The following is a 25003-nucleotide window of genomic DNA, read 5'->3' as shown; positions in this document are numbered from 1 at the left end:
CTCAGCGGCCGGAGGTGATGCTCAACCCTTTGAGCAGGCTCAGGGCCTGGGCCAATTGGTAGTCATCATCCTGCGGCATCGCTTTCGGCTTGGCGCCGGAACCGGTCGGTTTGTCGGCACCGCCGTTGCCATTGCCCAAGTGACCCTGCAGATCGGCTTCCTTGAAGTATTCACCGTCCTGCTCGCTGGTGATCTTGGCCTTGCGCACTTCGATGTCCGGGACGATGCCTTGGGCCTGGATCGAGCGGCCGTTCGGCGTGTAGTACAGCGCCGTGGTGATTTTCAGTGCGCGGTCGTTGTTCAGTGGCAGCACGGTTTGCACCGAACCTTTGCCGAAACTGGTGGTGCCCATGACCACTGCGCGTTTCTGGTCCTGCAGGGCGCCGGCGACGATTTCCGAGGCCGAGGCACTGCCGCCGTTGATCAGCACCACCATCGGCACGGCTTCGCTTTCGTCCTTGCCGGTGGCGGAGAAGCGCAACTCGGAATTGGCGATCCGGCCCTTGGTATAAACGATCAGCCCTTTGGTGATGAAGTGGTCGACCACTTCCACCGCTGCCTGCAGCACGCCGCCTGGGTTGTTACGCAGGTCGAGGACGATACCGTTGAGCTTCTTGCCGTTCTCTTTGCGCAACTTGGCGAGCGCCTTGGAGACTTCTTCGCCGGTCTTGACCTGGAACTGGGTGATCCGGAGGTAGGCGTAGCCCGATTCCAGCAACTGCGCCTTGACGCTTTTCACCTGAATGATGGCGCGGGCCAGGGTCACATCGAACGGCGTGCCGCCATCGCGGACCAGGGTCAGGGTAATTTTCTGGCCGATCTTGCCGCGCATCTTGTCCACGGCTTCGGTCATGGTCTGGCCGCGAGTCGGTGCGCCGTTGATCTTGACGATGAAGTCGCCGGCCTGAATGCCGGCCTTCGAGGCTGGGGTGTCGTCGATCGGCGACACCACTTTGATGAAGCCGTCTTCGGCGCCGACTTCGATGCCCAGGCCGCCGAATTCACCGCTGGTGCTTTCCTGCAGTTCAGCGAAGTCTTCCGGGCCGAGGTAGGCGGAGTGAGGGTCGAGGTTGCTGAGCATGCCCTTGATGGCATTTTCCAGCAGAGTCTTGTCGTCCACCGGTTCGACATAGGCCGCCTTGATCCGGTCCATGACCTCGGCAAAGGTGCGCAACTCTTCCAGCGGCAACGGCGCCTTGGTCGTTGCAGCCGTGCCCGCAGGCGCGACCGCCGGAGCCGCCGGTTGGGCAGCGAACGCCAGCGGCGCGCCGATCACCAGGGCGATCGTCAGGGCCAGCGAGGTAAGACGGGACAAATGCAGCATGTCGAACGAACTCCTAATGTAGGTGACTCAACGCCTATCCTTGCGCGTGGCACCATTGCGCCGGATCACTCGGGTGACCCTGCTGACGAATTGCGAAATACAGTGCTGGTGTGTCCTGCCCGCCGCTGTTACCGACAGTGGAGATGGACTCACCGGCTTTCACCACGTCACCCGCAGACTTGAGCAGCGTCTGGTTGTGACCGTAAAGACTCAAAAAACCGTTGCCGTGATCCAGGATCACCAGCAAACCGGCGCCACGCAGCCAGTCGGCGAACACCACGCGACCGCCGTGAACGGCATGCACCTGGCTTCCGGCGGACGCACTGATCATCACGCCGTCCCACTTGGTACGGGCATCGTCGCCACGGGTTTCACCAAAGCGCGCAAGCAATCGACCATCAACCGGCCATGGAAGTTTGCCGCGAGTTGAAGCGAAAGGTCCGCCGAAGGTTTCGCCGGAACTGGAAACCAGTGCACCGGGTGTCGATTTGACAGGTTTGCGTGGGGCGTCAGTGGCCTCTGCTTCAGCCTGAGCCTCACGTAAACGCTTTTTTTCGGCTTCCTCCTGGGCAATCAGCGCTTTTTGCCGCGCTTCTTCTGCCTCACGTGCCTGGCGGGCCAGGGTTTCTTCGATGGTTTTAAGGACTTTAGACAGGTCTGCCTGATCCTGCTCGCGCGCCACCAGTTTCTGGTCGCGCGCCTTCACGTCGTCGTTGAGCTTGGAGAGGGCTTGCTGGCGTTGCTGGCGGACTTTGTCGAGCTCGTCGCGCTGGCTGTCGAGGCTGCTCTTCTGCACCAGCAATTGCGCCTGCTGCAGGCCGATGTCTTTTTCGACATTGGCCAGTTGGCGCAGGGTTTCGTTGAAATTCTTCAACTGCTCCAGGCGGGCCTGGCTCAGGTAATCGTAATAGGTGAGGGTGCGGGCGAATTTTTCCGGGTTCTGCTGGTTGAGCAGCAGCTTCAGATACTCCTGACGGCCGTTCTGATAGGCCGCGCGGGCCTGGATGGCAATCAGTCGTTGCTGTTCAGTTCGCGCGCTCTGGAGTTTTTTTTTCTCTGCATCGAGTCGTTGCAACTCGGATTCGCTTTTCTTCAGCTCTTTTTGCAGGGCTTCGACCTGCTTCTCGAGCTTGCCCATCTCGGTCTCGGTGCCCTTGAGTTCTTTCTGCACACCAGATCGTTCTTCCTGAATCTTGCCCAGCAGTTTTTTCAGCTCGGCGATGTCCTGACGCGTGGCGTCCAACTGTTGTTGGGTTTGCGCGCGCTCGTCAGCGAAAGCCGGTTGGAGCAGGCAAGTCAGGGCAAGGGCTATCAGGACGCGAAGCATAGAGGCGGGCGACACCAGGGAAAGGGACGGCCTAGTATGCCCGCCAAGCGCCGCAAAAAAAACGCCCAATTGGGGCTGTGTGATAACTGGAGCCACGTTGCATTTGAAAACACCCTGAAACCCTTGTAGGAGTGAGCCTGCTCGCGATAACAACCTCACATTCAATAAAGATGTTGAATGTAAGGTTGCTATCGCGAGCAGGCTCACTCCTACAGGGTTTTGCGGTGTTTGGGAGTGCGGATTACACCAAAATCGATGTGCCGGTCATTTCCGTCGGTTTTTCCAGGCCCAACAGCATCAGCATTGTCGGCGCCACATCCGCCAGCACGCCGCCGTGGCGAACCTTCAGGTCGCGCTTGCCAACGTAAATGAACGGCACCGGCTCGGTGGTGTGGGCGGTGTGAGCCTGGTGAGTTTCTTCGTCGGACATTTTCTCGACGTTGCCATGGTCGGCGGTGATCAACGCCTCGCCGCCGACTATGTCCAGCGCATCGACGATGCGGCCGACGCACAAATCCAGGCATTCCACGGCTTTCACGGCGGCATCGAACACACCGCTGTGACCGACCATGTCGCCGTTGGCGTAGTTGACCACGATCACGTCGAAACGCTGGTTTTCGATGGCATCGACGATGCGGTCGGTGACTTCGGGCGCGCTCATTTCCGGTTGCAAGTCATACGTGGCGACTTTTGGCGACGGGATCAGGATGCGCTCTTCGCCCGGGAACGGTTCTTCACGGCCACCGGAGAAGAAGAAGGTCACGTGGGCGTACTTCTCGGTTTCGGCGATGCGCAGTTGGGTCTTGCCGTTTTTCGCCAGGTAATCGCCCAGCACGTTTTCCAGGCTGCCGGCAGCAAAGGCCGATGGCGCCGGGATGCTGGCGGCGTATTGAGTGAGCATGACGAACCCGGCCAGTTTTGGCTGACGGGCGCGTTCGAACTCCTTGAAACCGTCTTCGACGAACACGCGGGTCAGCTCGCGGGCGCGGTCGGCGCGGAAGTTCATGAACACCACGGCGTCGCCGTCTTCGACTTTCACCGGCTCGCCGATGGAAGTGGCTTTGACGAATTCGTCGCTTTCGCCACGTTCGTAAGCGGCTTGCAGGCCTTCCTGAGCGGTGGCGGCGTTGAATTGGCCGTTGCCATCGACGATCAGGTTGTAGGCCTGAGCCACACGGTCCCAACGGTTGTCACGGTCCATGGCGAAGTAACGGCCGACAATGCTGGCGATCCGGCCTTTTCCGAGCGCCTGGAAGGTCGCGTCGAGCAGTTCAATGGAGGACTGGGCGCTTTTCGGCGGCGTGTCGCGGCCATCGAGGAAAGCGTGCAGGTAGATTTTTTCTGCGCCGCGCTTGTAGGCCAGTTCGGCCATGGCGACCAAGTGATCCTGGTGGCTGTGGACGCCGCCATCGGACAGCAGGCCCATGAAGTGCACCGCTTTGCCGGCAGCCACGGCTTTATCCACAGCGGCGCAGATGGTCGGGTTCTCGAAGAACTCGCCGTCACGGATCGATTTGGTCACGCGAGTAAAGTCTTGATACACCACGCGGCCGGCGCCAAGGTTCATGTGGCCGACTTCGGAGTTGCCCATCTGGCCGTCCGGCAGACCGACGTCCATGCCGCTGCCCGAGATCAATCCGTTCGGCACGGTAGCGGTGAGGCGGTCCAGTACGGGCTTGCTGGCCGAGTACACGGCGTTGGCTTCGTGGCTCTCACTGTGACCGAAGCCGTCGAGAATAATCAGGACCAAAGGTTTAGGCGTGGTAGTCATGGATTCCACTCGTGGCTGAATTAAAAGAGGGCAATGGAAAAGGGAGTGGCAGTTTAAAGCGAAGTTCCGGCCACGTCACCGCCGGACGGGGTTTGGCCCACCATAGTGGCTGTGTATACTGGCCGACATTTTAACGCCCTGGAACCTCCTTCGATGGTTGCTCACCTGATTGAATTTGCCACTAACCACTATCTGCTCGTCGGTATCTTCGTCGTACTGCTGGCGTTGCTGATCGCTTATCAGATGCAAGGCGGCGGACGCAGCCTGAGCACCGGTGAACTGACCGGCCTGGTCAACAAGGACGCGGGCGTTGTGGTTGACATCCGTCCGGTCAAGGATTTCGCCGCCGGTCACATTGTCGGCGCGTTGAACATTCCTCACGACAAACTGGCTGCGCGCGTCGGCGAACTGGAAAAGCACAAGGCCAAGACCATTATCCTGGTCGACGCCGTGGGCCAGACCGCCGGCACTCATGCCCGCGAACTGATGAAATCCGGCTTCACCGCCGCCAAGCTGTCCGGCGGGATCTCCAGCTGGAAAGGCGACAACCTGCCGCTGGTGAAGTGATATGAGCAACGTCGTCGTCTATTCCAGCGATTACTGCCCTTACTGTTCGCGAGCCAAGTACCTGCTCGAGAACAAAGGCGTGGCCTTCGAAGAGATCAAGGTCGATGGCAAGCCGCAGGTGCGCGCCGCCATGGCTCAGAAGGCTGGACGTACGTCCGTGCCGCAGATCTGGATTGGCGAGCGCCACATTGGTGGCTGTGATGATTTGTTTGCCCTGGAGCGCGCCGGCAAGCTCGACGCCATGCTCAAGGCCTGAATGCCTTCCCTATAAGACCCCAAGATCAGAAAGGATCTGAGATGACTGACCAACAGAACACTGCAGCTAGCGAAGAAGAAAACGCACCGCAATTCTCCTTGCAGCGCATCTACGTACGTGACTTGTCGTTCGAAGCCCCGAAAAGCCCGGCGATCTTCCGCCAGCAGTGGGAACCGAGCGTCGGTCTGGATCTCAATACCCGTCAAAAGGCCCTGGAAGGCGACTTCCACGAAGTCGTGCTGACCCTGTCGGTCACCGTTAAAAACGGCGAGAACGGCGAAGTGGCGTTCATTGCTGAAGTGCAACAGGCCGGGATCTTCCTGATCGCAAACCTGGACGACGCTTCGATGAGCCACACCCTCGGCGCGTTCTGCCCGAACATCCTGTTCCCTTACGCTCGCGAAACCCTGGACAGCCTGGTCACCCGCGGTTCGTTCCCGGCCCTGATGCTGGCTCCGGTGAACTTCGACGCGCTGTACGCCCAGGAACTGCAACGCATGCAGGCGGCTGGCGAGACTCCGACCGTTCAGTAAGCGGCGCAGCGACACCCGTGTGGGAGTGAGCCTGCTCGCGATGAGGGAGTGTCAGAGGACATCAATGTCCGCTGACACACCGCTATCGCGAGCAGGCTCACTCCCACATTTGTTATGGGTGTTACTTGAAACCGAGCTGACGCCAGCCTTCGTAGACGGCGACGGCCACGGTGTTCGACAGGTTCAGGCTGCGGCAACCTTCGCGCATTGGCAGACGCAGACGTTGGTCGCCGGGCAGTGCATCCAGCACTTCGGCGGGCAAGCCACGGCTTTCCGGTCCGAACAGGAACGCGTCGCCCTCGGCGAAACTGGCATCGTGGAACGGTCGCGAGCCCTTGGTGGTGAACGCGAACAACCGCGGATGGCCGAGGCTTTCCAGGCAACTGGCGAGGTCGGCGTGGCGTTGCAGAGTGGCGTACTCATGATAATCGAGGCCGGCCCGGCGCAGTCGCTTGTCGTCCATCTCGAACCCCAGCGGCTCGATCAAATGCAGGTGGCAGCCACTGTTGGCGCACAGCCTGATAACGTTGCCGGTATTCGGCGGAATTTCTGGTTGGAAGAGGATGACGTGAAACATGCACGGCTCCGAAGGTAGTGATGGCGGGCATTCTACGCCGTCAAAGGATCCTCGTTCGAAACTATTCCCGCGGGTGATGGGTTCGCTGGCGATCGTCGGGATGATGGTGGGGCTGATGATCGGTCGCCTGACCACGCCTGACCCCAGCGAACTGCAGCAGGTCGACGTGACGAGCGACGGGTTGGTGGTGTGGTTCAACAACGAACCCAAGGTCCATGGCGAGTTCGTCGACGGCAGCCTCGCGTTGCTCTTCGAAGCGCATGGCAAGACGCAGAAAGGTCAGCTCAAGCTCAGCGAAAAGAGCGTGAACTGGCGGGTGCGTTTGAGTGATGGGGGGTTGTTGCTGTCGGTGGTGGCGGCCCGGCCGCTGCAGGGCGAGTGGGCCGGTAGCGAGGTCGGTGACCGCTGGCGGCTGGAGATCCATCTCCGAGAGCAATAAAAGAGGGAATCCCCGGCCTGCCTGTACCAAGGTTCCCAAAACGAGAGGGCTCGCGCGTTGCGTCGTGAGACCGGTGTAAAGAAGGAACCCCTGACCTGCCTGTATCAAGGGCCCCAAAACTGCTTGGGCTCGTCGCTTATGCGGTGTGAGCCCGATGTAAAGAGGGGAATCCCCGGCCTGCCTGTACCAAGGTCCCCGAAACCGGGTGGTGAACTGAATCACTGAAGGGACTATTGCAGGGGGCGTGCCAGGTTTTAACAAGTTGAAACAGAAAGGCGCCTTTAAACGTCGAAAGCCCCGTAATACGGGGCTTTCGTGTTTTTTCGGTAGGGGTTCGATTGTGAACGCTGACAGGATTTCGGATCAGTTAGCGTGCGCGATTGCGGTTCACGGTGCATTCAGTCGGTGCACAAAGCCCCAGAAGCATCGCGGGCAACGAGGATGACTGAAAGGCTAATTAACCCTCATCCGCTTCATCATCATCCCCACCATCCACCTTCATCCCCAATTCCTTGATCTTGCGCGTCAGGGTATTACGCCCCCAACCCAGCAACACCGCGGCATCACGACGACGGCCAGCCGTATGTTTCAAAGCCGTTTCGATCATGATCCGCTCAAACGCCGGCACCGCGCTGTCGAGCAGACTCGACTGGCCGCGAGCCAGCGCCTGATCAGCCCATTGACGCAACGCTTGCTCCCAGTTGGTCACCGGGGCCGAATCCTGCGGCAGGCTCAGCAATTCTGGCGGCAGATCGCTGACGTGCACTTCGCGACCTGAAGCCATCACCGTGATCCAGCGGCAGGTGTTCTCCAGCTGACGTACGTTACCGCCCCATGGCAGGTTCTTCAGGTATTCCTCGGTCTCGCTTTTCAGCAGCTTCGGCTCGACCGCCAGTTCTTGCGCGGCGCGGCTGAGGAAGTGCCTGGCGAGGGTCGGGATGTCTTCGCGACGGTCCGACAGGCGTGGAATATGGATGCGGATCACGTTGAGGCGGTGAAACAAGTCTTCACGGAATTTCCCGGCGTGCACCAGGGTTTCCAGATTCTGATGCGTCGCGGCGATGATTCGTACATCGACCTTCACCGGCACATGGCCGCCGACACGGTAGAACTCACCGTCCGCCAGAACGCGCAGCAAGCGGGTTTGAGTATCGGCCGGCATGTCGCCGATTTCATCAAGGAACAACGTGCCGCCGTCAGCCTGTTCGAAACGTCCACGACGCAGGTTGGCCGCGCCGGTGAACGCGCCTTTCTCATGGCCGAACAGCTCGGATTCCATCAAATCTTTTGGAATCGCCGCCATGTTCAGCGCAATGAACGGCGATGCCGCTCGCGGGCTGTGGCGGTGCAGTGCGTGGGCCACCAGTTCTTTACCGGTACCGGATTCGCCGTTGATCAGCACGGTGATGTTGGAGTGGCTCAAGCGTCCGATGGCGCGAAACACTTCCTGCATCGCCGGCGCTTCGCCGATGATTTCCGGGGTGCGGGTCAGCGCCACCGGGACTACCAGGCCTTGCTGTTCCTGAGCGTGCTGGTTGGCACGCTTGACCAGCGACACCGCCTCGTCGACATCGAACGGCTTGGGCAGGTACTCGAACGCGCCGCCCTGATAGGACGCGACAGCGCTGTCCAGATCGGAGTGCGCGGTCATGATAATGACTGGCAGCCGAGGGTGTTGCTCGCGAATCCGTGCCAGAAGGTCGAGGCCGCTGGCACCCGGCATGCGGATGTCAGAGATGATCACGTCGGGCTGCTGACGCGCGAGGCGGCTCATCACACCATCGGCGCTGTCGAAGCTTTGCGTGGTCATGCCTTCCTGCTGCAAGGCTTTTTCCAGGACCCAACGGATAGAACGGTCGTCATCGACGATCCACACGGTTTCACTACGGCTCATGTCGATGTGGCTCCTTGTTCCAGTGGCAGAAAGATCGAGAAGGTGGTGTGGCCTGGGTGGCTGTCACATTCGATCAGGCCCTGGTGCTGGCTGATGATGTTCTGGGTAATGGCCAGGCCGAGTCCGGTACCGTCCGGGCGGCCGCTGACCATTGGAAAGAAGATGGTTTCTTGCAGGTCCGCGGGAATCCCGGGGCCGTTGTCGATGATTTCGATTTTGGTCACCAGGCGATGGCGCACGTGGCCGATGGTGAACTGGCGCATGGCGCGGGTACGCAGGCTTATGCGGCCCAGGCGCAGCTCGTTCTGGCTGCTGATGGCCTGCATCGCGTTGCGCACAATATTCAGGACCGCTTGAATCATCTGCTCGCGGTCGATCAACACGTCGGGAATGCTGGGGTCGTAGTCGCGCACCAATGTAATGCAGCCCTGGCTCTCAGCCTCGACCAGGTGGCAAACGCGCTCGAGCACTTCGTGGACGTTGCACATCGCCAGCGACGGAAGTTTGTTGGACCCGAGCATGCGGTCCACCAGATTGCGCAGGCGGTCGGCCTCTTCAATGATGACGTTGGTGTAATCGCGCAGGCTTTCTTCCGGCAGCTCGCGGGCGAGCAACTGGGCGGCGCCGCGAATACCACCAAGAGGGTTCTTGATCTCGTGAGCGAGGCCGCGCACCAGCATCTTGCTGGTTTCCTGTTTCGACAGTTGCGCCTCTTCCTTGGTGATCCGTAACAAGCGATCACGGGGGTGGACTTCCAGCAGCAGCATCGTGGCGCCGTTGGCCAGGATCGGCGTCACCGCATAGTCGACGGTCAGTGTCTGGCCGGTGAGGGCGGTGAGCATCGCCTCACGTTTGGTGAACGGGTGCGCCTGCTCGACCGCCTGGCGCAGGGAATTCAGCGCTTCGGTGGATTCGGTGAACAGCTCGCTGATGAACTGCCCATGGCTGCGCTGACCGCTGATGGCCAGCAGCATCTCCGCCGCCGGGTTCATGTACTCGAGGCGCAAATCAGCGTCGAGCAGAATGGTGGCGGTGGTCAAGTTGTCGAGTAGCAATCGATGCAGTGCGTCGCTAATGGTCATCAGGACCTCTTTTGGAGCAGGGCGTGCGCGTGAATAACGCGCCAATACGAGGAAAATGCAAAAACCAAACCAAGGCTCCGAAAAGAAGCGCTAAAGGCCTGAAACGGGCGTTTGACGCGCGTTTGCGTGGCGTTCTGCCACCTTTCGCGGGTACTTTCGAACCAAAATGGGCTAAAGAGTGGGTACGGTGCAACCTGTCGCACCAATATAGTGCGCAAAGCTGAACAGCGTTAGAAGAAGCGCAGGAAGGGATTTTTCTCTTCTTCCGGTTTGTCCTTGAGTGGACATTCCGGTCGTTGGCCGTAGTCAGTCAGAGTGCAAGGTTTGACCTGGCGTTTTTGCGCGAGGGAAATGCGCAGCATGTGGAACGGTTGATTGGCCGTGCGTTCGACGATGCGGCTCTGCTCGTCGAGGATTTCAATGGACAGGTTGTGGCTGCCGCGATCGATGTTGCTCAAGGCAAATACCGGGCTCGGGCCAGGCTCAGCCGTTGGCTGCCCATCCAGCAACAAACGGTAGCGATGACCCCGTTGCAGGCCGGGTTCGCTGGTGATGCTGACGATCAGCTCGCCGGCACTGCTGCGGATCGTCGCGTCCGGCTCGGGCACCAGCACCCTGAGCATGTCATAACGGAACAGCGGTTTTGTTTCGGTTTTTTCCTCGGCAATCACTGGCGCTGCGCCGGTGGGATTGGCGGACATGCGATTGCTCGTCGCCAGCGGCACGCGCTTGGCTTTGACGGAGCCAGGTTGGTCGGTGAAGACCCGATTGCCCTGGGCGTCGACGTAAGTGAACACTTGCGCTGATGCGGGCGGGATGGTCAGGCAGGCGATCAACAACCACAGCCTCACGGCGTGTGCACCCGTTGGAGGGTGAAGGTCACTGTCGAACTCTGCTGGATCACGTTTTCCCCATCGATCACCTGGACCGCGAGGCTGTGGGTGCCGCGATCAACGTTGACCAGTTGCAGGATCGGAACATTGCTCGCTTGGCCGTACGGCTGGTCGTCCAGCAACAGCCTGAACAGATGCGCACCTTGCAGGCGCGGCTTGATCAACACGTTGACAGTAAAGGTGCCGTTGTTGGCGCGCAGCGCTTCGGTGGTGGGCAAGTTGGTCAGCTCCAGTACCTCGTAGGCGCTGCGCGGTTGGTCACGGCTGGAGGCTTCGGCCGGTGGAGTCGGAGGCGCCTGACGCTCGACGCTATTGAGCGGCGGCAACTCGACCGGCTGCGCCTTCACGCCATCGGGTGGCTGATTGCTGTAGGCGGTGTTGCCGGCGGCGTCGGTGTATTTGTAGATCTGCGCGGCGGCGGGCAGGGCGATCAGCAGCAGAATGAACAGAAAACCACGACCCATAAAATAGACCAGAAGCGAAAGCGTTGGGTTGCAGCATAGGTCAGGGCTGGGGATTGACCCAAGCGGTAAACATTTGGGCATGGATTACCGGGATATCCTTGGCGAAAAAAATCCCATGTGTGCGAGCAAGCCCGCTCCCACACGGGGCCGTTGGCGCCCGCTGAAATGCGCGCATAAAAAAAGCCTCCCGAAGGAGGCCTCTTTTTGTCACGCCGCTTGTGCAGGCGCTACCGGATCAGCAGCTGTAGTACAGCTCGTATTCCAGTGGGTGTACGAAGGTGCGGACCTTGATTTCTTCTTCGCTTTTCAGAGCGATGTAAGCGTCGATGAAGTCGTCGGAGAACACGCCGCCTTTGGTCAGGAACGCACGACCTTTGTCCAGCTCTTCCAAAGCTTCTTTCAGGCTGCCGCAAACTTGTGGAATCTCTTTCGCCTCTTCAGGCGGCAGGTCATACAGGTTTTTGTCAGCTGCATCGCCAGGGTGGGTCTTGTTCTGGATGCCGTCCAGGCCAGCCATTACCAAGGCAGCGAAGGCCAGGTACGGGTTGGCTGCCGGATCCGGGAAGCGTGCTTCGATACGGCGAGCGCGAGGGCTGGACACGTAAGGAATACGGATCGAGGCGGAACGGTTGCGAGCCGAGTAGGCCAGCATGACCGGAGCTTCGAAACCTGGGACCAGACGCTTGTAGGAGTTGGTCGACGGGTTGGTGAAGCCGTTCAGTGCCTTACCGTGCTTGATGATGCCGCCGATGAAGAACAGGGCGGTGTCGGACAGGCCGGCATAACCTTCACCAGCGAAGGTGTTCTTGCCATCTTTGGCGATGGACAGGTGGACGTGCATACCCGAACCGTTGTCGCCGTACAGAGGCTTAGGCATGAAGGTCGCGGTGCGGCCGTAAGCAACAGCAACGTTGTGTACGCAGTATTTCAGGGTCTGAACTTCGTCAGCCTTGGCTACCAGGGTGTTGAATTTGACGCCGATTTCGTTCTGACCGGCAGTCGCCACTTCGTGGTGGTGAACTTCGATGACCAGGCCCATTTCTTCCATGGCGTTGCACATGGAGGTACGGATTTCGTGGTCGTGGTCAAACGGTGGAACCGGGAAGTAGCCGCCTTTGATACCTGGACGGTGGCCATGGTTGCCGCCTTCGACGTCCTGGTCGGACATCCAGGAACCTTGCTCGGAGAAGATTTTGAACATCGAGCCGGAAATGTCGGACTTGAACTTCACTTGATCGAAGATGAAGAACTCAGGTTCCGGGCCTACGAATACGGTGTCACCGATACCGGTCGACTTCAGGTATTCCTCGGCACGCTTGGCGATCGCACGTGGGTCGCGGTCGTAGCCTTGCATGGTCGACGGCTCGATGACGTCGCACACAATGATCAGCGTTGGGTCTTCGGTGAACGGGTCGAGAACGGCGGTGCTGTCGTCTGGCAGCAGGATCATGTCGGACGCTTCGATGCCTTTCCAGCCTTCGATGGAGGAACCGTCGAACATTTTGCCTTCTTCAAAGAAAGCATCATCCAGTGCGTCGCGAGCCGGCATGGTCACGTGGTGCTGAGTGCCTTTGGTGTCCGTGAAGCGCAGATCAATCCACTTGACGTCATGATCTTTGATGAGTTGAACCGACTTCGACATAGTGTCCTCCGGGTGGCTTCGGGCTTGGGTAGTGGATGGCCCTTGGAATGTGGGTGATGCCGGCGCGAATACTCTGCCAAGGCAACCTGCCTCACAAGGGAGCAAATTGCATGCCAGTGCCCCAGCATGGATTTTCTGCGCCAAAATCACGCTTATGAGGGTGGAATGCGCATTAAGGAAGAAAAACCTGCCCTGCAATGTGGCGCAAAATTTCGCAAACGACCTGTTTTGGTGCGTTAAAAACCTTCTGCACATTAACTGGTTAAACCTTGAGCAATTTCCGCTATAATCCGCGCCCCCCTTTTTCGGCTGGCCCAGCGCGCGCTGTTTTCATGAAACTAATCGTAAAAGTCTTCCCCGAGATCACCATCAAGAGCCGCCCGGTACGGATGCGTTTCATCCGCCAGTTGGCCAAAAACATCCGCACCGTGCTCCGTGATCTGGACCCGGCGGTGGTGGTGAACGGTGTGTGGGACAATCTCGAGCTTGAAACCCGCGTCAGCGAGCCCAAAGTATTGAAGGACATGACCGAGCGCCTGAGCTGCATGCCGGGCATCGCGCATTTCCTGCAGGTCGACGAATACCCTCTGGGTGACTTCGACGATATTGTTGCCAGGTGCAAGCTGCACTTTGGCGATGCGCTGGCAGGGAAGATTTTTTCGGTGCGCTGCAAACGCGCCGGCAAGCATGAATTCACCTCGATGGACGTTGAGAAATACGTCGGCAGCCAACTGCGTCGTCAGTGCGGCGCCGCCGGCATTTCCTTGAAAGAGCCGGAAATCGAAGTTCGACTCGAAATTCGCGACAAACGGTTGTTCGTGATCCACAACCAGCACAACAGCATCGGCGGTTATCCGCTGGGTGCCCTGGAACAGACGCTCGTGCTGATGTCCGGCGGCTTCGACTCCACCGTTGCCGCGTACCAGATCATGCGCCGTGGCCTGATGAGCCACTTCTGCTTCTTCAATCTGGGCGGACGGGCCCATGAATTGGGGGTCATGGAGGTTGCGCACTTCATCTGGAAGAAGTACGGCAGCTCCCAACGCGTGTTATTTGTCAGTGTGCCTTTCGAGGAAGTACTGGGAGAAATTCTCGGGAAAGTCGATAACAGTCATATGGGCGTAGTTTTGAAGCGTATGATGTTGCGCGCTGCTTCCCGTATTGCCGATCGGCTGGAGATCGAAGCGCTGGTCACCGGTGAAGCGATTTCCCAGGTGTCGAGCCAGACGTTGCCGAACCTGTCTGTGATCGACTGCGTGACCGACAAGCTGGTCTTGCGTCCGCTGATTGCCAGTCACAAGCAGGACATCATCGATCTGGCCAACGAAATCGGCACTGCCGACTTCGCCAAGCACATGCCGGAGTACTGTGGGGTCATCTCGGTGAACCCCAAGACCCACGCCAAGCGTCCGCGCGTGGAGCATGAAGAGAAAGAATTCGACATGGCGGTCCTTGAGCGTGCGCTCGAGAACGCCAAACTGGTGCCGATCGATCGCGTGATCGACGAATTGGGCCAGGATTTGCAGATCGAAGAAGTCAGCGAAGCACTGGCGAGCCAGATCATCATCGACATCCGTCACCCGGATGCCGCTGAAGACGAGCCGCTGGAACTTGCTGGCATTGAGGTACAGACGATGCCGTTTTATGCACTGAACGCTCGTTTCAAGGAACTGGACCCTACTCGCCAGTACCTGCTGTATTGCGACAAAGGCGTGATGAGTCGCCTGCATGCCCACCATTTGCTCAGTGAGGGGCATGCCAATGTGCGCGTTTATCGACCGAGCTAAGAGCCCGGGGCTGTTTGCCTGTGGCCTGCGTCACCGGCCCCCCGACTCTGCCGTCAAGCTGTAACGGCAAGGCCTGACTCTACTGTTAATCGCTGCCAAGACTTGTCAGCACACCGAATCCTCTGATCGAGATACACAAGTGATCGAAAATCTACGCAACATCGCCATCATTGCTCACGTTGACCATGGTAAAACCACCCTGGTAGACAAACTCTTGCGTCAATCCGGCACCCTGGAGCGCAACGAGCTCAACGACGAGCGCGTGATGGACTCCAACGACCAGGAGAAAGAACGCGGTATTACCATTCTGGCGAAGAACACCGCCATCAACTGGAACGGCTACCACATCAACATCGTGGACACCCCGGGCCACGCCGACTTCGGCGGCGAAGTTGAACGCGTAATGTCGATGGTCGACTCCGTTCTGCTGCTGGTTGACGCTCAAGACGGCCCTATGCCGCAAACCCGTTTCGTGACCAAGAAGGCTTTCGAAGCCGGCCTGCGTCCAATCGTGGTCATCAACAAGGTCGACCGTCCAGGCGCACGTCCGGACTGGGTTCTGGACCAGATCTTCGACCTGTTCGATAACCTCGGTGCCACCGAAGAACAGCTGGACTTCAAAGTCGTCTACGCCTCGGCCCTGAACGGCATTGCCGGTCTGGAACACACCGACATGGCTGAAGACATGACCCCGCTGTACCAGTCGATCGTCGACAACGTACCAGCGCCGAAAGTCGACCGTGACGGCCCGTTCCAGATGCAAATCTCGGCACTGGACTACAACAGCTTCCTGGGCATCATCGGCGTTGGCCGTATCGCTCGTGGTCGCGTCAAGCCGAACACCCAGGTTGTGGCGATCGATGCCGACGGCAAGCGCCGTAACGGCCGTATCCTGAAGCTGATGGGTCACCACGGTCTGCACCGCATTGACGTTGAAGAAGCAGCTGCCGGCGACATCGTCTGCATCAGCGGCTTCGAGTCGCTGTTCATCTCCGACACGCTGTGCGACCCACAGAACGTTGAAGCGATGAAGCCGCTGACCGTTGATGAACCAACCGTTTCGATGACCTTCCAGGTTAACGACTCGCCGTTCTGCGGCCGTGAAGGCAAGTTCGTCACCAGCCGTAACATCAAAGAACGTCTGGACAAAGAACTGCTCTACAACGTTGCCCTGCGCGTTGAAGAAGGCGACACCGCCGACAAGTTCAAAGTCTCTGGCCGTGGTGAGCTGCACCTTTCGGTACTGATCGAAACCATGCGTCGCGAAGGCTTCGAAATGGGTGTTGGTCGTCCAGAAGTGATCATCCGCATGGTTGACGGCGTCAAGCACGAACCGTACGAAAACGTAACCATCGACCTGCCGGAAGAATCCCAAGGTTCGATCATGGAACAGATCGGTATCCGTAAGGGCGATCTGACCAACATGGTTCCGGATGGCAAGGGCCGTGTTCGTCTTGAATACAACATCCCTGCACGTGGCCTGATCGGTTTCCGTAACGAGTTCCTGACCCTGACTTCGGGTGCTGGCATCCTGACCTCGATCTTCGACCGTTACGACGTGATGAAGTCCGGCGACATGTCCGGCCGTCAGAACGGCGTGCTGGTTTCGGTTGCTACCGGTAAGGCGCTGACTTACTCGCTGGAAACCCTGCAAGCTCGCGGCAAACTGTTCCTCGGCCACGGTGAAGACGTGTACGAAGGTCAAATCGTTGGTATCAACAGCCGCGACAACGACCTGGGCGTCAACCCAACCAAAGGCAAGAAGCTCGACAACATGCGTGCTTCGGGTAAAGACGAAACCATCGCTCTGGTTCCGCCTATCCGTTTCACTCTGGAACAAGCGCTGGAGTTCGTTCAAGAAGACGAATTGTGCGAAGTCACTCCTAAGTCCATCCGTCTTCGCAAGAAGATCCTGGGCGAAAGCGAGCGTACCCGCGCTGCCAAGAAGTCCGGTAACTGAGTCATTTAGTTAGCTGACAAAAAAACGCCCCCGACCGCAAGGTCGGGGGCGTTTTTATTTGTCTGGGGATTGTGCGGTACTTGTGCCAGCGATGAGGCCCGATCAGACAGCGAGATTGCGGATCAGAACTTCTCGAGCGGACGACGACTGCTGCTCGTCTCGCGCGCCACTTCTTTCGGCTTGTAAGCGCAATACCCCGGACGCGGTCCGATTTTCGGGTGATTGCGGCAGGTATCCGGGCGCTTTTCATAAATAGTGCACAGACGGCTCTTACGATCCAGGTACAGGCAATCGTTGTTGCTCATGCGCTGGAGGGTGAAGATCTCGGTCTTCTGGCTGTAACGCTCGACGATCCCTTCCTTCTGCAACCGCTTGGCGATGTTCTTCGCCGGTTCGCCGCGCTCGAACTCGTCGACGATGCCAATGCGGATCAGGTCCTTGATCTTGACCTCGACCGGCAATGTGCAGCAGCTGGATATGCAAGAGCCGCACATCGGCGCAGAGTACTTGGCCCAGGTATCGAGGCGATCAATCTCGGCGGCAGCGATCAGGTTGGGTTTCATCATCGGTTGTTACCAGCGTGTGCATCAGGGCGCGCGATCATACCGGGACTGGTGGATTTTTGAACAACCTTTCGCCAGATTTTTCAAGGGGTGTCCAGTAACCGGTGAATTCCGGCACGGGCCCTGCATTGATTCAGCCATTCGACAAGGTAATGCCGACCTGACAAGTACTAACGGGAAAAACTGCCGAACCAGAGCCTCTACCGCCTGTCAGACCGTCTAGGCTCAGACCATTCAAAGCTCGCTCGAGGTCCTATCGATGACTCAAGAACCACTTGTTCGCGAAGCAGAGGTGGCCGCATTCCGCGACGCCGTCTTGACCAAGCTCACCTACGCGGTGGGCAAAGACCCGGATCACGCCTTCGACCATGACTGGTTCGAAGCCATTGCCTTGGCGGCGCGCGACCACATGGTCGAGCACTGGATGGACCACACCCGGCAGATCTACCGCAAAGGCCAGAAACGCGTTTATTACCTGTCCCTGGAATTTCTCATCGGCCGGCTGCTCTACGACAGCCTGAGCAACCTCGGCCTGCTGGACGTCGCGCGCGAGGCGCTTACCGAGCTCGGTGTCGACCTGGAACGCATTCGCCTGCTGGAGCCCGACGCGGCTCTGGGCAACGGCGGCCTTGGTCGTCTGGCGGCGTGTTTCATGGAAAGCATGTCGACCCTCGGCATCGCCGGCCACGGCTACGGCATTCGTTACGAACACGGCTTGTTCCGTCAGGCGATTGTCGACGGCTGGCAGCAGGAACAGACCGAACACTGGCTGGACTTCGGTAACCCGTGGGAATTCGAGCGGCCAGAGGTCGTTTACCCGATTGGCTTCGGCGGCAGCGTCGAGACCCTGACCGACGCGAACGGCAAGACCAAGCAAGTCTGGACCCCGGGCGAGACCGTGCGCGCCATTGCCTACGACACCCCGGTGGTCGGCTGGCGCGGGGCGAGCGTCAACACGCTGCGTCTATGGCGCGCCCGCGCGGTGGAAGATTTGCACTTGGAACGCTTCAACGCCGGCGACCACTTGGGCGCGGTCGCTGAAGTGGCCCGGGCGGAAAGTATCTCTCGCGTTCTTTACCCGGCCGACAGCACCGAAGCTGGCCAGGAACTGCGCCTGCGTCAGGAATACTTCTTTGTCGCCGCGTCGCTTCAGGATTTGCTGCGACGCCATCGCAACATGCACACCTCGGTGCTGACCCTGGGCGATCATGCGGCGATCCAGCTCAACGACACTCACCCGTCGATTGCCGTGGCCGAGCTGATGCGTCAGCTGGTCGACGTCTACGATGTGGCGTGGGACGCTGCGTGGCAGGTCACCGTCGACACGCTCTCTTACACCAACCACACGCTGTTGCCCGAAGCGCTGGAAACCTGGCCGGTCGGTTTGATGGAACGGATGCTGCCACGGCACATGCAGATCATTTACCTGATCAACGCCCAGCACATCGATTCGCTACGGGCTAAAGGCATTCATGACTTCGACGTGCTACGTGCGGTGTCGCTGATCGAGGAAGACAACGGACGCCGGGTTCGCATGGGTAACCTGGCGTTCCTCGGCTCCCACAGCGTCAACGGCGTGTCCGGGCTGCACACGCAGCTAATGCGCAAAACCGTGTTCTCCGAACTGCACAAGCTTTACCCGGATCGCATCAACAACAAGACCAACGGGATTACCTTCCGCCGCTGGCTCTATCAGGCCAACTCGGAATTGACCTCGATGCTGGTCGATGCCCTCGGCCCGGATTTGCTGGACAACGCTGAAGCGCGCCTGCAGGAACTGGAGCCGTTCGCCGAAAAGCCTGCGTTCCGCAAGGCCTTCGCCGAACAGCGTCTGCACAGCAAAAAGGCCCTGGCGTACATCATTCACGAGCGCCTCGGGGTGGCGGTCAACCCGGCGGCGATGTTCGACGTTCAGGTCAAGCGAATCCACGAGTACAAACGCCAGTTGCTCAACTTGCTGCACACCGTCGCGCTGTATCAGGCTATTCGCGCCGAGCCGGAAATCGACTGGGTGCCACGGGTGAAGATCTTCGCCGGCAAGGCCGCGGCCAGTTATCACCAGGCCAAGCTGATCATCAAACTCACCAACGACATCGCTCGGGTCGTGAACAACGACCCGACCGTGCGCGGCTTGCTCAAAGTGGTGTTCCTGCCCAACTACAACGTCAGCCTGGCGGAGAGCATTATCCCGGCGGCGGATTTGTCCGAGCAGATTTCCACAGCGGGCTTCGAAGCCTCGGGCACCAGCAACATGAAATTCGGTCTCAACGGTGCGCTGACCATCGGCACGCTCGACGGCGCCAACGTGGAAATGTGCGAACGCATCGGCGCCGAGCACATGTTCATTTTCGGCCTCAGCGCGCAGCAGGTTGAAGCGCGCAAGCAGAATCATGAATTCAATGCGACGCCGGACATTGCCGCGTCCCATCGGCTCAATGATGTGCTGCAAGCGATTCGCAGCGGGGTGTTCTCGCCGGACGATCCGTCCCGCTACGCCGGCCTGATCGATTCGTTGATCGACTACGACCGCTTCCTGGTCTGCGCCGATTTCGATTCCTACTGGGACGCGCAGATGCGCGTTGAAGCCCATTGGCACAACTCGAACGAGTGGTGGCGCTCGGCGGTATTGAACACGTCCCGCATGGGCTGGTTCTCCTCCGACCGGACCATTCGCGAGTACGCCACCGAGATTTGGAAGGCGTTGGAGTAACTTTTAGCAATAATTGCGAGCAAGGCCCGACGGTTGTTGGGCCTGATCGATATACTGAGCGCCAGTTTCTGTGAGCGCTGCGCGCTCAATCGCGGGCAGCGCAGACGACGCGGACAACGCAGGCAATAGGCCGCTTAGGGATATCGACCATGCAATGGATTTTCATGCTGATTGGGCTGGTGTTGGGCGGGATACTCGACGAGTCGTTCAGCGATGCGCTATTGGGCGCGTTGCTCGGGTTGGCCTTCGGCCAGGCCATTCGTATCGCCCGATTGGGATCGCAGGCTGACGAACAGCGCGTTCTGCTGGAGCAGGCGCAGGTAGCGCTGAACGCGGTCCAGCAACGCCTTGCGTTGCTGGAGGTGCCTGGCGTCAAGGCGTCGCCCACCCGCGATCCGGTTGACAGCCAAGCGGTTGCTGAGGAACCCGTCCCCGGCGAGCCCGCCCCTTCACCCGTTTTCACGCTCGAAGAAATCCCCGACGAGACCCCGCAAATGGTTTGGGAGCTTCCACCCGAACTCGAACCGATCACCGCGGCGGCCACGCAAACCAGTCGTGCGCTGCCGGACGATGCCTGGAAACCCGCACCGGTCGCCCGCGAACCGCAGCAACCTGAAATTCCCCGCGGCCCGAACGTCATCGAGCGTGCCATCAGCGGTGCGCGTAGCTGGCTGTTCGGCGGCAACACCGTGCTGCGAATCGGCGTGGTGTTGCTGTTCCTAGGCTTGGCATTTCTGCTGCGCTACGCCACCGAAGGCATGGTGGTGCCGGTTGAAATGCGTTATGCCGGGGTGGCAGCGGCTGCTCTAGGCCTGCTCGGTTTGGGCTGGTGGCTGCGTCATCGCAACAACAACTATGCGTTGATGCTGCAAGGCACCGGGATTGCCGTGCTGTACCTGACAGTCTTTGCGGCGATGCGTTTGCATCCGTTGCTCGATCCGACCGCCGCGCTCGGTTTGCTGGTGGCGGTGACGGTGTTCTCGGCGATTCTGGCCATCACCCAGGATTCCCTGGCGCTGGCGTGCGCGGCGGCACTGGGCGGTTTCGCCGCGCCGATTCTTACGTCCACTGGCGCCGGCAACCACATCGCGCTGTTCAGCTACTTCGCTTTGCTCAACGCCGGCATCCTTGCCATCGCCTGGTTCAAGGCCTGGCGCTTGCTCAACCTGATCGGTTTCGTCGGCACTTTCGGCATCGGTTTCGCCTGGGGCCTGCGCTCCTACACGCCGGAACTGTTGTGGAGCACCGAGCCGTTCCTGATTGTGTTTTTCCTCATGTACCTGGCCATCGGCCTGCTGTTCGCCCGGCGCAAGTTGCTGGAAATGAGCGACGCGCCCGAGGACGCCAGCCGCGAGGCCTTGCTGCGCTGGTCGGCGCGCAAAGGTGATTATGTCGACGGCACGATGCTGTTTGGCCCACCGCTGGTGGGCTTCGGTTTGCAATTCGCGCTGATTCAGCACCTGGCGTTTGCCGCCGCCTTCAGCGCCCTCGCGCTGGGCATGATCTACATGGGCCTGGCGCGACTGCTGATGGGTGGACGCGCGCTGTTGCTGGCGGAAACCTGCCTGGCGCTGGGCGTTATCTTCGCCAGCCTGGCAATTCCGCTGGGCCTGGATGCGCGTTGGACTGCGGCGGCCTGGGCCGTGGAAGGCGCGGGAATTTTCTGGCTCGGTTTGCGCCAGCAGCGGCCACTGGCCCGTGCTTTTGCGTTGCTGCTGCAACTGGGCTCGGCGCTGGCGTTTCTCAGCGAATTGCGCCTCGGTGAAAGCAGCCTGCTCGACGGCGCACCGCTGGGCGCGTTGATGCTCGGAGCGGCGTTGCTGTTCAGTTTCTATCAGTTGCGCACTGCGTTACCTGAGCAGGCGTCGGAGTGGGAGCGCAAAGGGTTGCCGGTGTTGGCGAGCCTGGGCCTGACCTTTCTCTATCTGTTGGCGCCGCTGTTCTTTTTCACCCACGGCACGGCGATCGCTTGGGCGCTCGCGGGTCTGGCGACGTTGTTCGTCGGCCTGCGCCTGCAATCGCGGACTTTCCTGTTCACCGCGTTTGCCGTGCAATTGCTCGGTGGAGCGTTGTTCCTGTTGCGACTGCAAGGTTCCAGCGGTGAGTCCGGCGCGGTGTTCGGTGCCGGCTGGAGCGGTTTGCTCAGTGCCTCGCTGATTGGTCTGGCATTGATCGCCGGCATGTTGCTGGCCGCGCGCGACGAGATGGTACGCAGCGACGTTCGGCTGCTGCGCGGTGTGTCGGTGGTGTTGCTGGCCGGTCTGGTGCTGATCAATCTGGCGGTGCTGTTCGTGCTGCCGTGGCAAACCGCGAGTGCGATGTGGGCGGCCAGTGGTTTGTTGATCATCTGGCTGAGCCTGTACTTGAAGCAGCGCGTGAGTTTTGTCTTCGGCCTGCTGTTGCAGGTGATTGGCGGTGCGGCATTCCTGTTTGCCGGGCCGGAGTTTCTCGGGCCGCTGGCCAGCGAAGGGCTCAAGCCGCTGGCGCACAGCGGTTTCTGGACGCCGTGGGTGTTGGGGCTGGCAGCGCTGGTCGGCGCCTGGCGCTTGCAGCTCGGCAACCACGCTTCAGCGTTCGATGTGTTGAGTTTGCAGCGCTTGTCCGAGGTGTTGCTGGTGTGGGGCGCCGGTTGGTGGGCGCTGGCGTGGGTCAGTGAAGTGCTGCGATTTGCGCCGGTGAATCTGCAGGCGACTTTGCTGCTGGCGGTCGCGGCGCTGAGCGTTGCGCTGTGGACCGTGCTGGCGTTGCGCCTGAAATGGCCGTCGCTGGGCCTTCTCTGCACGTTGCTGATTCCGGCGTCCGGCGTGGTGTTGCTCGCCGCTTGGCACTCTCGTTATCACCCGGCGGCGGATTTCGGCTGGCTCGCGTGGGCGGCGGTGTTCGTCGTGCATTTCATCTCGCTGCGGCGGCTGGCGCCGATGCTGCCAACTCGATCCTTGAGCACCGCTCACGTGCTCGGCTGCTGGCTGTTGATCGGTGTGCTGGCGCTGGAGCTGCGCTACGCTTTGTTGCTGCTTTCCGAGCAATACAACGCCTGGCGCTGGTTGGGTTGGGCGATTCTGCCAAGTCTGTATCTGGTGGCGATGGCGGCACCGCGCAGCGGGCCGTGGCCGGTGTCGGCGTACTCACGCGAATACCGGTTGTACGCAGCGGCACCGCTGGCGTTGCTGATGCTCGGCTGGTTCTGGCTGGCTAACATCGTCAGCGACGGTACTGCCGAACCGTTGCCATACGTGCCGCTGATCAATCCGCTGGAATTGGGCCTGCTGTTTGCGCTGTTCGGTGTCTACGTGTGGGCGCGCAGTGCGGTGACGCAACGGGCAATCCGCAAGGACCTCTTCGATCACGCCACGCAACTGATTGCCGGCGTTTCGCTGTTTGCGTTCTTCACCGCGCTGGTGAATCGCACGGCCCACCATTGGGGCCGCGTGCCGTTCGAGCTGGATGTGCTGCTCGCGTCGATGCAGGTGCAGGCCGGTCTGTCGATCGTCTGGACCTTGATGGCGCTGAGTCTGATGATCGGCGGCCATCTGCGTCATCGTCGCGAAGTCTGGCTGATCGGTGCGGCGCTGATCGGGGTGGTGGTCGCCAAACTGTTTTTTGTCGAATTGAGTAACCGTGGCGGGCTGGCGCGGATCGTCTCTTTTATCGGCGTGGGCGTGTTGCTGTTGGTGGTGGGCTATTTCGCCCCGTTACCGCCCAAACGCGCCGAAGCTGCGCGCCAAGGCGCAACGGACCCTGAAGGGCCGGCGCCGCAAACCGAAGGAGTGTCGTCTTGAGTCAGAAGCTGAACCTTGCCTGGTTGGGGGCGGTGGCCATAGGCATAACGCTGTCGGCCAGCGCGCAGGAAAAACCGGCGGATTTCGCCACGCAAGTGCCGTTGACCGTGAGCGGCGAAGGCCCGTGGTATCGCCTGGAGTTGCCCCTGGCGGTGCAATTGAATGCGCGGCAAACCGACCTGAGTGACGTGCGCGTGTTCAACGCGGCGGGTGAGGCTCAGGCCTACGCGCTGGCGCGGGAAACCGCGCAAACCAGCGAAAACCGCACGCTGACTGACGTGAAGTGGTTCCCGCTGTACACCTCGGCGGATTCCACCGAGCGCGCGCCGAGTGTGCGGGTGCAATCGAGCGCCAACGGCGCGCTGGTCGAAGTGCAGCCGTCCAGTCAGCTGGAGGCGGGCGAAGAAGTGCTGCGCGGCTGGTTGCTCGATGCCAGCGGCATCAAGGCGCCGTTGCAGCAGTTGGTCCTCGACTGGACCAGCGAGCGCGACGGCTTCCAGCGTTTCAGCATCGAAGCCAGCGACGACTTGCAGCATTGGCAGTCGTGGGGCGACGGCCAGGTGGCGCGCCTGACCTTCGCCGACGAGCGGGTCGAGCAACATGAAGTTGGCTTGCCGGGGCAATCGGCGCGCTATCTGCGCCTGTTGTGGAGCACGCCGCAATCGGCACCTACGCTGACCTTGGCACAACTGGAAAGCGCCAGTACCCGCAGCTTGCCGCTGCCATTGGTCTGGTCGCAGGCGCTGGCCGGCAACAGCGTGAAGGCAGGGGAATACACCTGGCAGTTGCCGATGGGGCTGAATGTCGAACGCTTGCAGGTCGAGCTCAGTCAGCCGAACAGCCTGGCCCCGGTGACCTTGTCCGGGCGTCGGGACAGCAGCCTGCCTTGGCAGCGGCTGAGCAGCGGTCTGCTCTATCGCCTGACCCAAAACGGCCAGGACGTGGTGCAAAACGAATTGCAGTTGCCGGGGCAAACCGTGCAGCAGTTGAAGCTGACGGTGGATGAGCGCGGCGGCGGACTGGGAGCGGAGGCACCGACTGTAAAATTTGCCGTACGCTCGACGCAACTGGTGTTCCTGGCACGCGGCGCCGGGCCTTATACGCTGGCGCTGGGCAGTGCGACGGTGAAGTCCGCGAACTTGCCGTTGTCGACGCTGATTCCGGATTACAGCGCGGCGAAGTGGGCGGCGCTGGGCAAGGCGACTGTAGCGAGCGGGGCGGTGGTGATACCGACTTCGCCCGTCACTTCGACGGTTGCGGCTGACACCCACTGGAAGAAGCTCGGGCTGTGGGCGGTGCTGTTACTGAGCGTGTTGTTCTTGGCGGCGATGGCGTTCAGCCTCTTGCGTAAACCTCCGGCCAGTTCCTGAGAAGGCGGTTTGTCAGCCGGTAAAAATGCCCATTGCGGACTACGCTAAACCCGGCGCATGAACTC

The 25003-nt window shown here is 60.2% G+C and carries 19 protein-coding genes; 9 read left to right on the top strand and 10 right to left on the bottom strand.

Annotation, left to right across the window (positions count from 1 at the left end; all coding sequences use genetic code 11):
* Window position 1: 1 nt before the first annotated feature.
* The 3 genes from ACYZT4_RS19540 to gpmI all read right to left on the bottom strand — a co-directional run bounded on the left by ACYZT4_RS19540 (window position 2) and on the right by gpmI (window position 4422).
* The gene (locus ACYZT4_RS19540) at window positions 2–1324 is read right to left on the bottom strand and encodes a S41 family peptidase (protein WP_461982399.1); all 1323 of its coding nucleotides are present in this window, start codon (window positions 1322–1324) and stop codon (window positions 2–4) included.
* 34 nt (window positions 1325–1358) lie between these two features.
* The gene (locus ACYZT4_RS19535) at window positions 1359–2651 is read right to left on the bottom strand and encodes a murein hydrolase activator EnvC family protein (protein WP_461982397.1); all 1293 of its coding nucleotides are present in this window, start codon (window positions 2649–2651) and stop codon (window positions 1359–1361) included.
* A gap of 241 nt (window positions 2652–2892) precedes the next feature.
* Window positions 2893–4422 carry a 2,3-bisphosphoglycerate-independent phosphoglycerate mutase gene (gpmI, locus tag ACYZT4_RS19530; RefSeq protein WP_461982395.1) on the bottom strand — a complete coding sequence of 510 codons (1530 nt, stop codon included), beginning with the start codon at window positions 4420–4422 and terminating at the stop codon, window positions 2893–2895.
* A gap of 153 nt (window positions 4423–4575) precedes the next feature.
* Between gpmI and ACYZT4_RS19525 the strand changes: the two genes are divergently transcribed.
* The 3 genes from ACYZT4_RS19525 to secB are packed head-to-tail and all read left to right on the top strand — an operon-like array spanning window position 4576 to window position 5778.
* A complete protein-coding gene (locus ACYZT4_RS19525; protein WP_461982393.1) occupies window positions 4576–4989 on the top strand; it encodes a rhodanese-like domain-containing protein in 414 nt (137 codons plus the stop codon).
* Window position 4990: 1 nt separating this feature from the next.
* The gene (gene grxC / locus ACYZT4_RS19520; protein ID WP_010464569.1) at window positions 4991–5245 is read left to right on the top strand and encodes a glutaredoxin 3; all 255 of its coding nucleotides are present in this window, start codon (window positions 4991–4993) and stop codon (window positions 5243–5245) included.
* A gap of 41 nt (window positions 5246–5286) precedes the next feature.
* A complete protein-coding gene (gene secB / locus ACYZT4_RS19515; RefSeq protein WP_461982391.1) occupies window positions 5287–5778 on the top strand; it encodes a protein-export chaperone SecB in 492 nt (163 codons plus the stop codon).
* A gap of 121 nt (window positions 5779–5899) precedes the next feature.
* On the opposite strand, the gene ACYZT4_RS19510 is transcribed toward secB, so the two are convergent.
* Complete coding sequence (locus ACYZT4_RS19510; RefSeq protein ID WP_101210009.1) at window positions 5900–6355, bottom strand: tRNA (cytidine(34)-2'-O)-methyltransferase; 456 nt, start codon at window positions 6353–6355, stop codon at window positions 5900–5902.
* On the opposite strand from ACYZT4_RS19510, the gene ACYZT4_RS19505 reads away from it, so the two are divergent.
* Window positions 6354–6794: a hypothetical protein gene (locus ACYZT4_RS19505; RefSeq protein ID WP_461982389.1), complete on the top strand. Its 441-nt coding sequence runs from the start codon at window positions 6354–6356 to the stop codon at window positions 6792–6794. The genes ACYZT4_RS19510 and ACYZT4_RS19505 overlap by 2 nt on opposite strands.
* A gap of 457 nt (window positions 6795–7251) precedes the next feature.
* On the opposite strand, the gene ntrC is transcribed toward ACYZT4_RS19505, so the two are convergent.
* The 5 genes from ntrC to glnA form a co-directional block, all read right to left on the bottom strand.
* Window positions 7252–8688 (bottom strand): nitrogen regulation protein NR(I), encoded by a 1437-nt coding sequence (gene ntrC / locus ACYZT4_RS19500; RefSeq protein ID WP_461982387.1) that lies wholly within the window; start codon window positions 8686–8688, stop codon window positions 7252–7254.
* The gene (gene glnL, locus ACYZT4_RS19495) at window positions 8685–9770 is read right to left on the bottom strand and encodes a nitrogen regulation protein NR(II) (RefSeq protein WP_461982385.1); all 1086 of its coding nucleotides are present in this window, start codon (window positions 9768–9770) and stop codon (window positions 8685–8687) included. Before glnL ends, ntrC begins: the two co-directional genes overlap by 4 nt.
* Before the next feature lie 230 nt (window positions 9771–10000).
* Entirely contained in the window at window positions 10001–10621 is a 621-nt protein-coding gene (locus tag ACYZT4_RS19490; RefSeq protein WP_461982383.1) for a DUF4124 domain-containing protein, read from the bottom strand.
* Complete coding sequence (locus ACYZT4_RS19485; protein ID WP_461982381.1) at window positions 10618–11127, bottom strand: DUF4124 domain-containing protein; 510 nt, start codon at window positions 11125–11127, stop codon at window positions 10618–10620. The genes ACYZT4_RS19490 and ACYZT4_RS19485 overlap by 4 nt, the downstream gene beginning before the upstream one ends.
* 235 nt (window positions 11128–11362) lie before the next feature.
* Window positions 11363–12769: a type I glutamate--ammonia ligase gene (gene glnA, locus ACYZT4_RS19480; RefSeq protein ID WP_461982379.1), complete on the bottom strand. Its 1407-nt coding sequence runs from the start codon at window positions 12767–12769 to the stop codon at window positions 11363–11365.
* 332 nt (window positions 12770–13101) lie between these two features.
* On the opposite strand from glnA, the gene thiI reads away from it, so the two are divergent.
* Window positions 13102–14556, top strand: coding sequence for a tRNA uracil 4-sulfurtransferase ThiI (gene thiI / locus ACYZT4_RS19475; protein ID WP_461982377.1), 1455 nt, complete (start codon window positions 13102–13104; stop codon window positions 14554–14556).
* 139 nt (window positions 14557–14695) lie between these two features.
* Complete coding sequence (gene typA / locus ACYZT4_RS19470; RefSeq protein ID WP_461982375.1) at window positions 14696–16516, top strand: translational GTPase TypA; 1821 nt, start codon at window positions 14696–14698, stop codon at window positions 16514–16516.
* Between the two features lie 122 nt (window positions 16517–16638).
* Here the strand turns inward: typA and ACYZT4_RS19465 are convergent, their stop codons facing one another.
* Window positions 16639–17079, bottom strand: coding sequence for a YkgJ family cysteine cluster protein (locus ACYZT4_RS19465; protein WP_085988407.1), 441 nt, complete (start codon window positions 17077–17079; stop codon window positions 16639–16641).
* 259 nt (window positions 17080–17338) lie between these two features.
* Between ACYZT4_RS19465 and ACYZT4_RS19460 the strand changes: the two genes are divergently transcribed.
* The 3 genes from ACYZT4_RS19460 (at window position 17339) to ACYZT4_RS19450 (ending at window position 24938) form a co-directional block, all read left to right on the top strand.
* Window positions 17339–19789: a glycogen/starch/alpha-glucan phosphorylase gene (locus ACYZT4_RS19460; protein WP_461982374.1), complete on the top strand. Its 2451-nt coding sequence runs from the start codon at window positions 17339–17341 to the stop codon at window positions 19787–19789.
* 149 nt (window positions 19790–19938) lie between these two features.
* On the top strand, window positions 19939–23568 hold the full coding sequence (locus tag ACYZT4_RS19455) for a DUF2339 domain-containing protein (protein ID WP_461982372.1): 3630 nt from the start codon (window positions 19939–19941) through the stop codon (window positions 23566–23568).
* A complete protein-coding gene (locus ACYZT4_RS19450; protein ID WP_461982370.1) occupies window positions 23565–24938 on the top strand; it encodes a DUF3999 domain-containing protein in 1374 nt (457 codons plus the stop codon). The genes ACYZT4_RS19455 and ACYZT4_RS19450 overlap by 4 nt, the downstream gene beginning before the upstream one ends.
* Window positions 24939–25003 lie beyond the last annotated feature (65 nt).

The organism is Pseudomonas sp. GB2N2, assembly GCF_054897705.1.
This window is presented reverse-complemented; position numbering and strand designations above follow the sequence as displayed.

What these genes read in the sequence shown, in the direction of transcription:
- glnA (WP_461982379.1), bottom strand. Translation starts at nt 12,769, where the DNA reads ATGTCGAAGTCGGTTCAACTCATCAAAGATCATGACGTCAAGTGGATT.
- ACYZT4_RS19510 (WP_101210009.1), bottom strand. Translation starts at nt 6,355, where the DNA reads ATGTTTCACGTCATCCTCTTCCAACCAGAAATTCCGCCGAATACCGGC.
- ACYZT4_RS19540 (WP_461982399.1), bottom strand. Translation starts at nt 1,324, where the DNA reads ATGCTGCATTTGTCCCGTCTTACCTCGCTGGCCCTGACGATCGCCCTG.
- gpmI (WP_461982395.1), bottom strand. Translation starts at nt 4,422, where the DNA reads ATGACTACCACGCCTAAACCTTTGGTCCTGATTATTCTCGACGGCTTC.
- ACYZT4_RS19460 (WP_461982374.1), top strand. Translation starts at nt 17,339, where the DNA reads ATGACTCAAGAACCACTTGTTCGCGAAGCAGAGGTGGCCGCATTCCGC.
- ACYZT4_RS19505 (WP_461982389.1), top strand. Translation starts at nt 6,354, where the DNA reads ATGCACGGCTCCGAAGGTAGTGATGGCGGGCATTCTACGCCGTCAAAG.
- ACYZT4_RS19535 (WP_461982397.1), bottom strand. Translation starts at nt 2,651, where the DNA reads ATGCTTCGCGTCCTGATAGCCCTTGCCCTGACTTGCCTGCTCCAACCG.
- grxC (WP_010464569.1), top strand. Translation starts at nt 4,991, where the DNA reads ATGAGCAACGTCGTCGTCTATTCCAGCGATTACTGCCCTTACTGTTCG.
- ACYZT4_RS19485 (WP_461982381.1), bottom strand. Translation starts at nt 11,127, where the DNA reads ATGGGTCGTGGTTTTCTGTTCATTCTGCTGCTGATCGCCCTGCCCGCC.
- glnL (WP_461982385.1), bottom strand. Translation starts at nt 9,770, where the DNA reads ATGACCATTAGCGACGCACTGCATCGATTGCTACTCGACAACTTGACC.
- ACYZT4_RS19465 (WP_085988407.1), bottom strand. Translation starts at nt 17,079, where the DNA reads ATGAAACCCAACCTGATCGCTGCCGCCGAGATTGATCGCCTCGATACC.
- ACYZT4_RS19455 (WP_461982372.1), top strand. Translation starts at nt 19,939, where the DNA reads ATGCAATGGATTTTCATGCTGATTGGGCTGGTGTTGGGCGGGATACTC.
- ACYZT4_RS19525 (WP_461982393.1), top strand. Translation starts at nt 4,576, where the DNA reads ATGGTTGCTCACCTGATTGAATTTGCCACTAACCACTATCTGCTCGTC.
- secB (WP_461982391.1), top strand. Translation starts at nt 5,287, where the DNA reads ATGACTGACCAACAGAACACTGCAGCTAGCGAAGAAGAAAACGCACCG.
- thiI (WP_461982377.1), top strand. Translation starts at nt 13,102, where the DNA reads ATGAAACTAATCGTAAAAGTCTTCCCCGAGATCACCATCAAGAGCCGC.
- ntrC (WP_461982387.1), bottom strand. Translation starts at nt 8,688, where the DNA reads ATGAGCCGTAGTGAAACCGTGTGGATCGTCGATGACGACCGTTCTATC.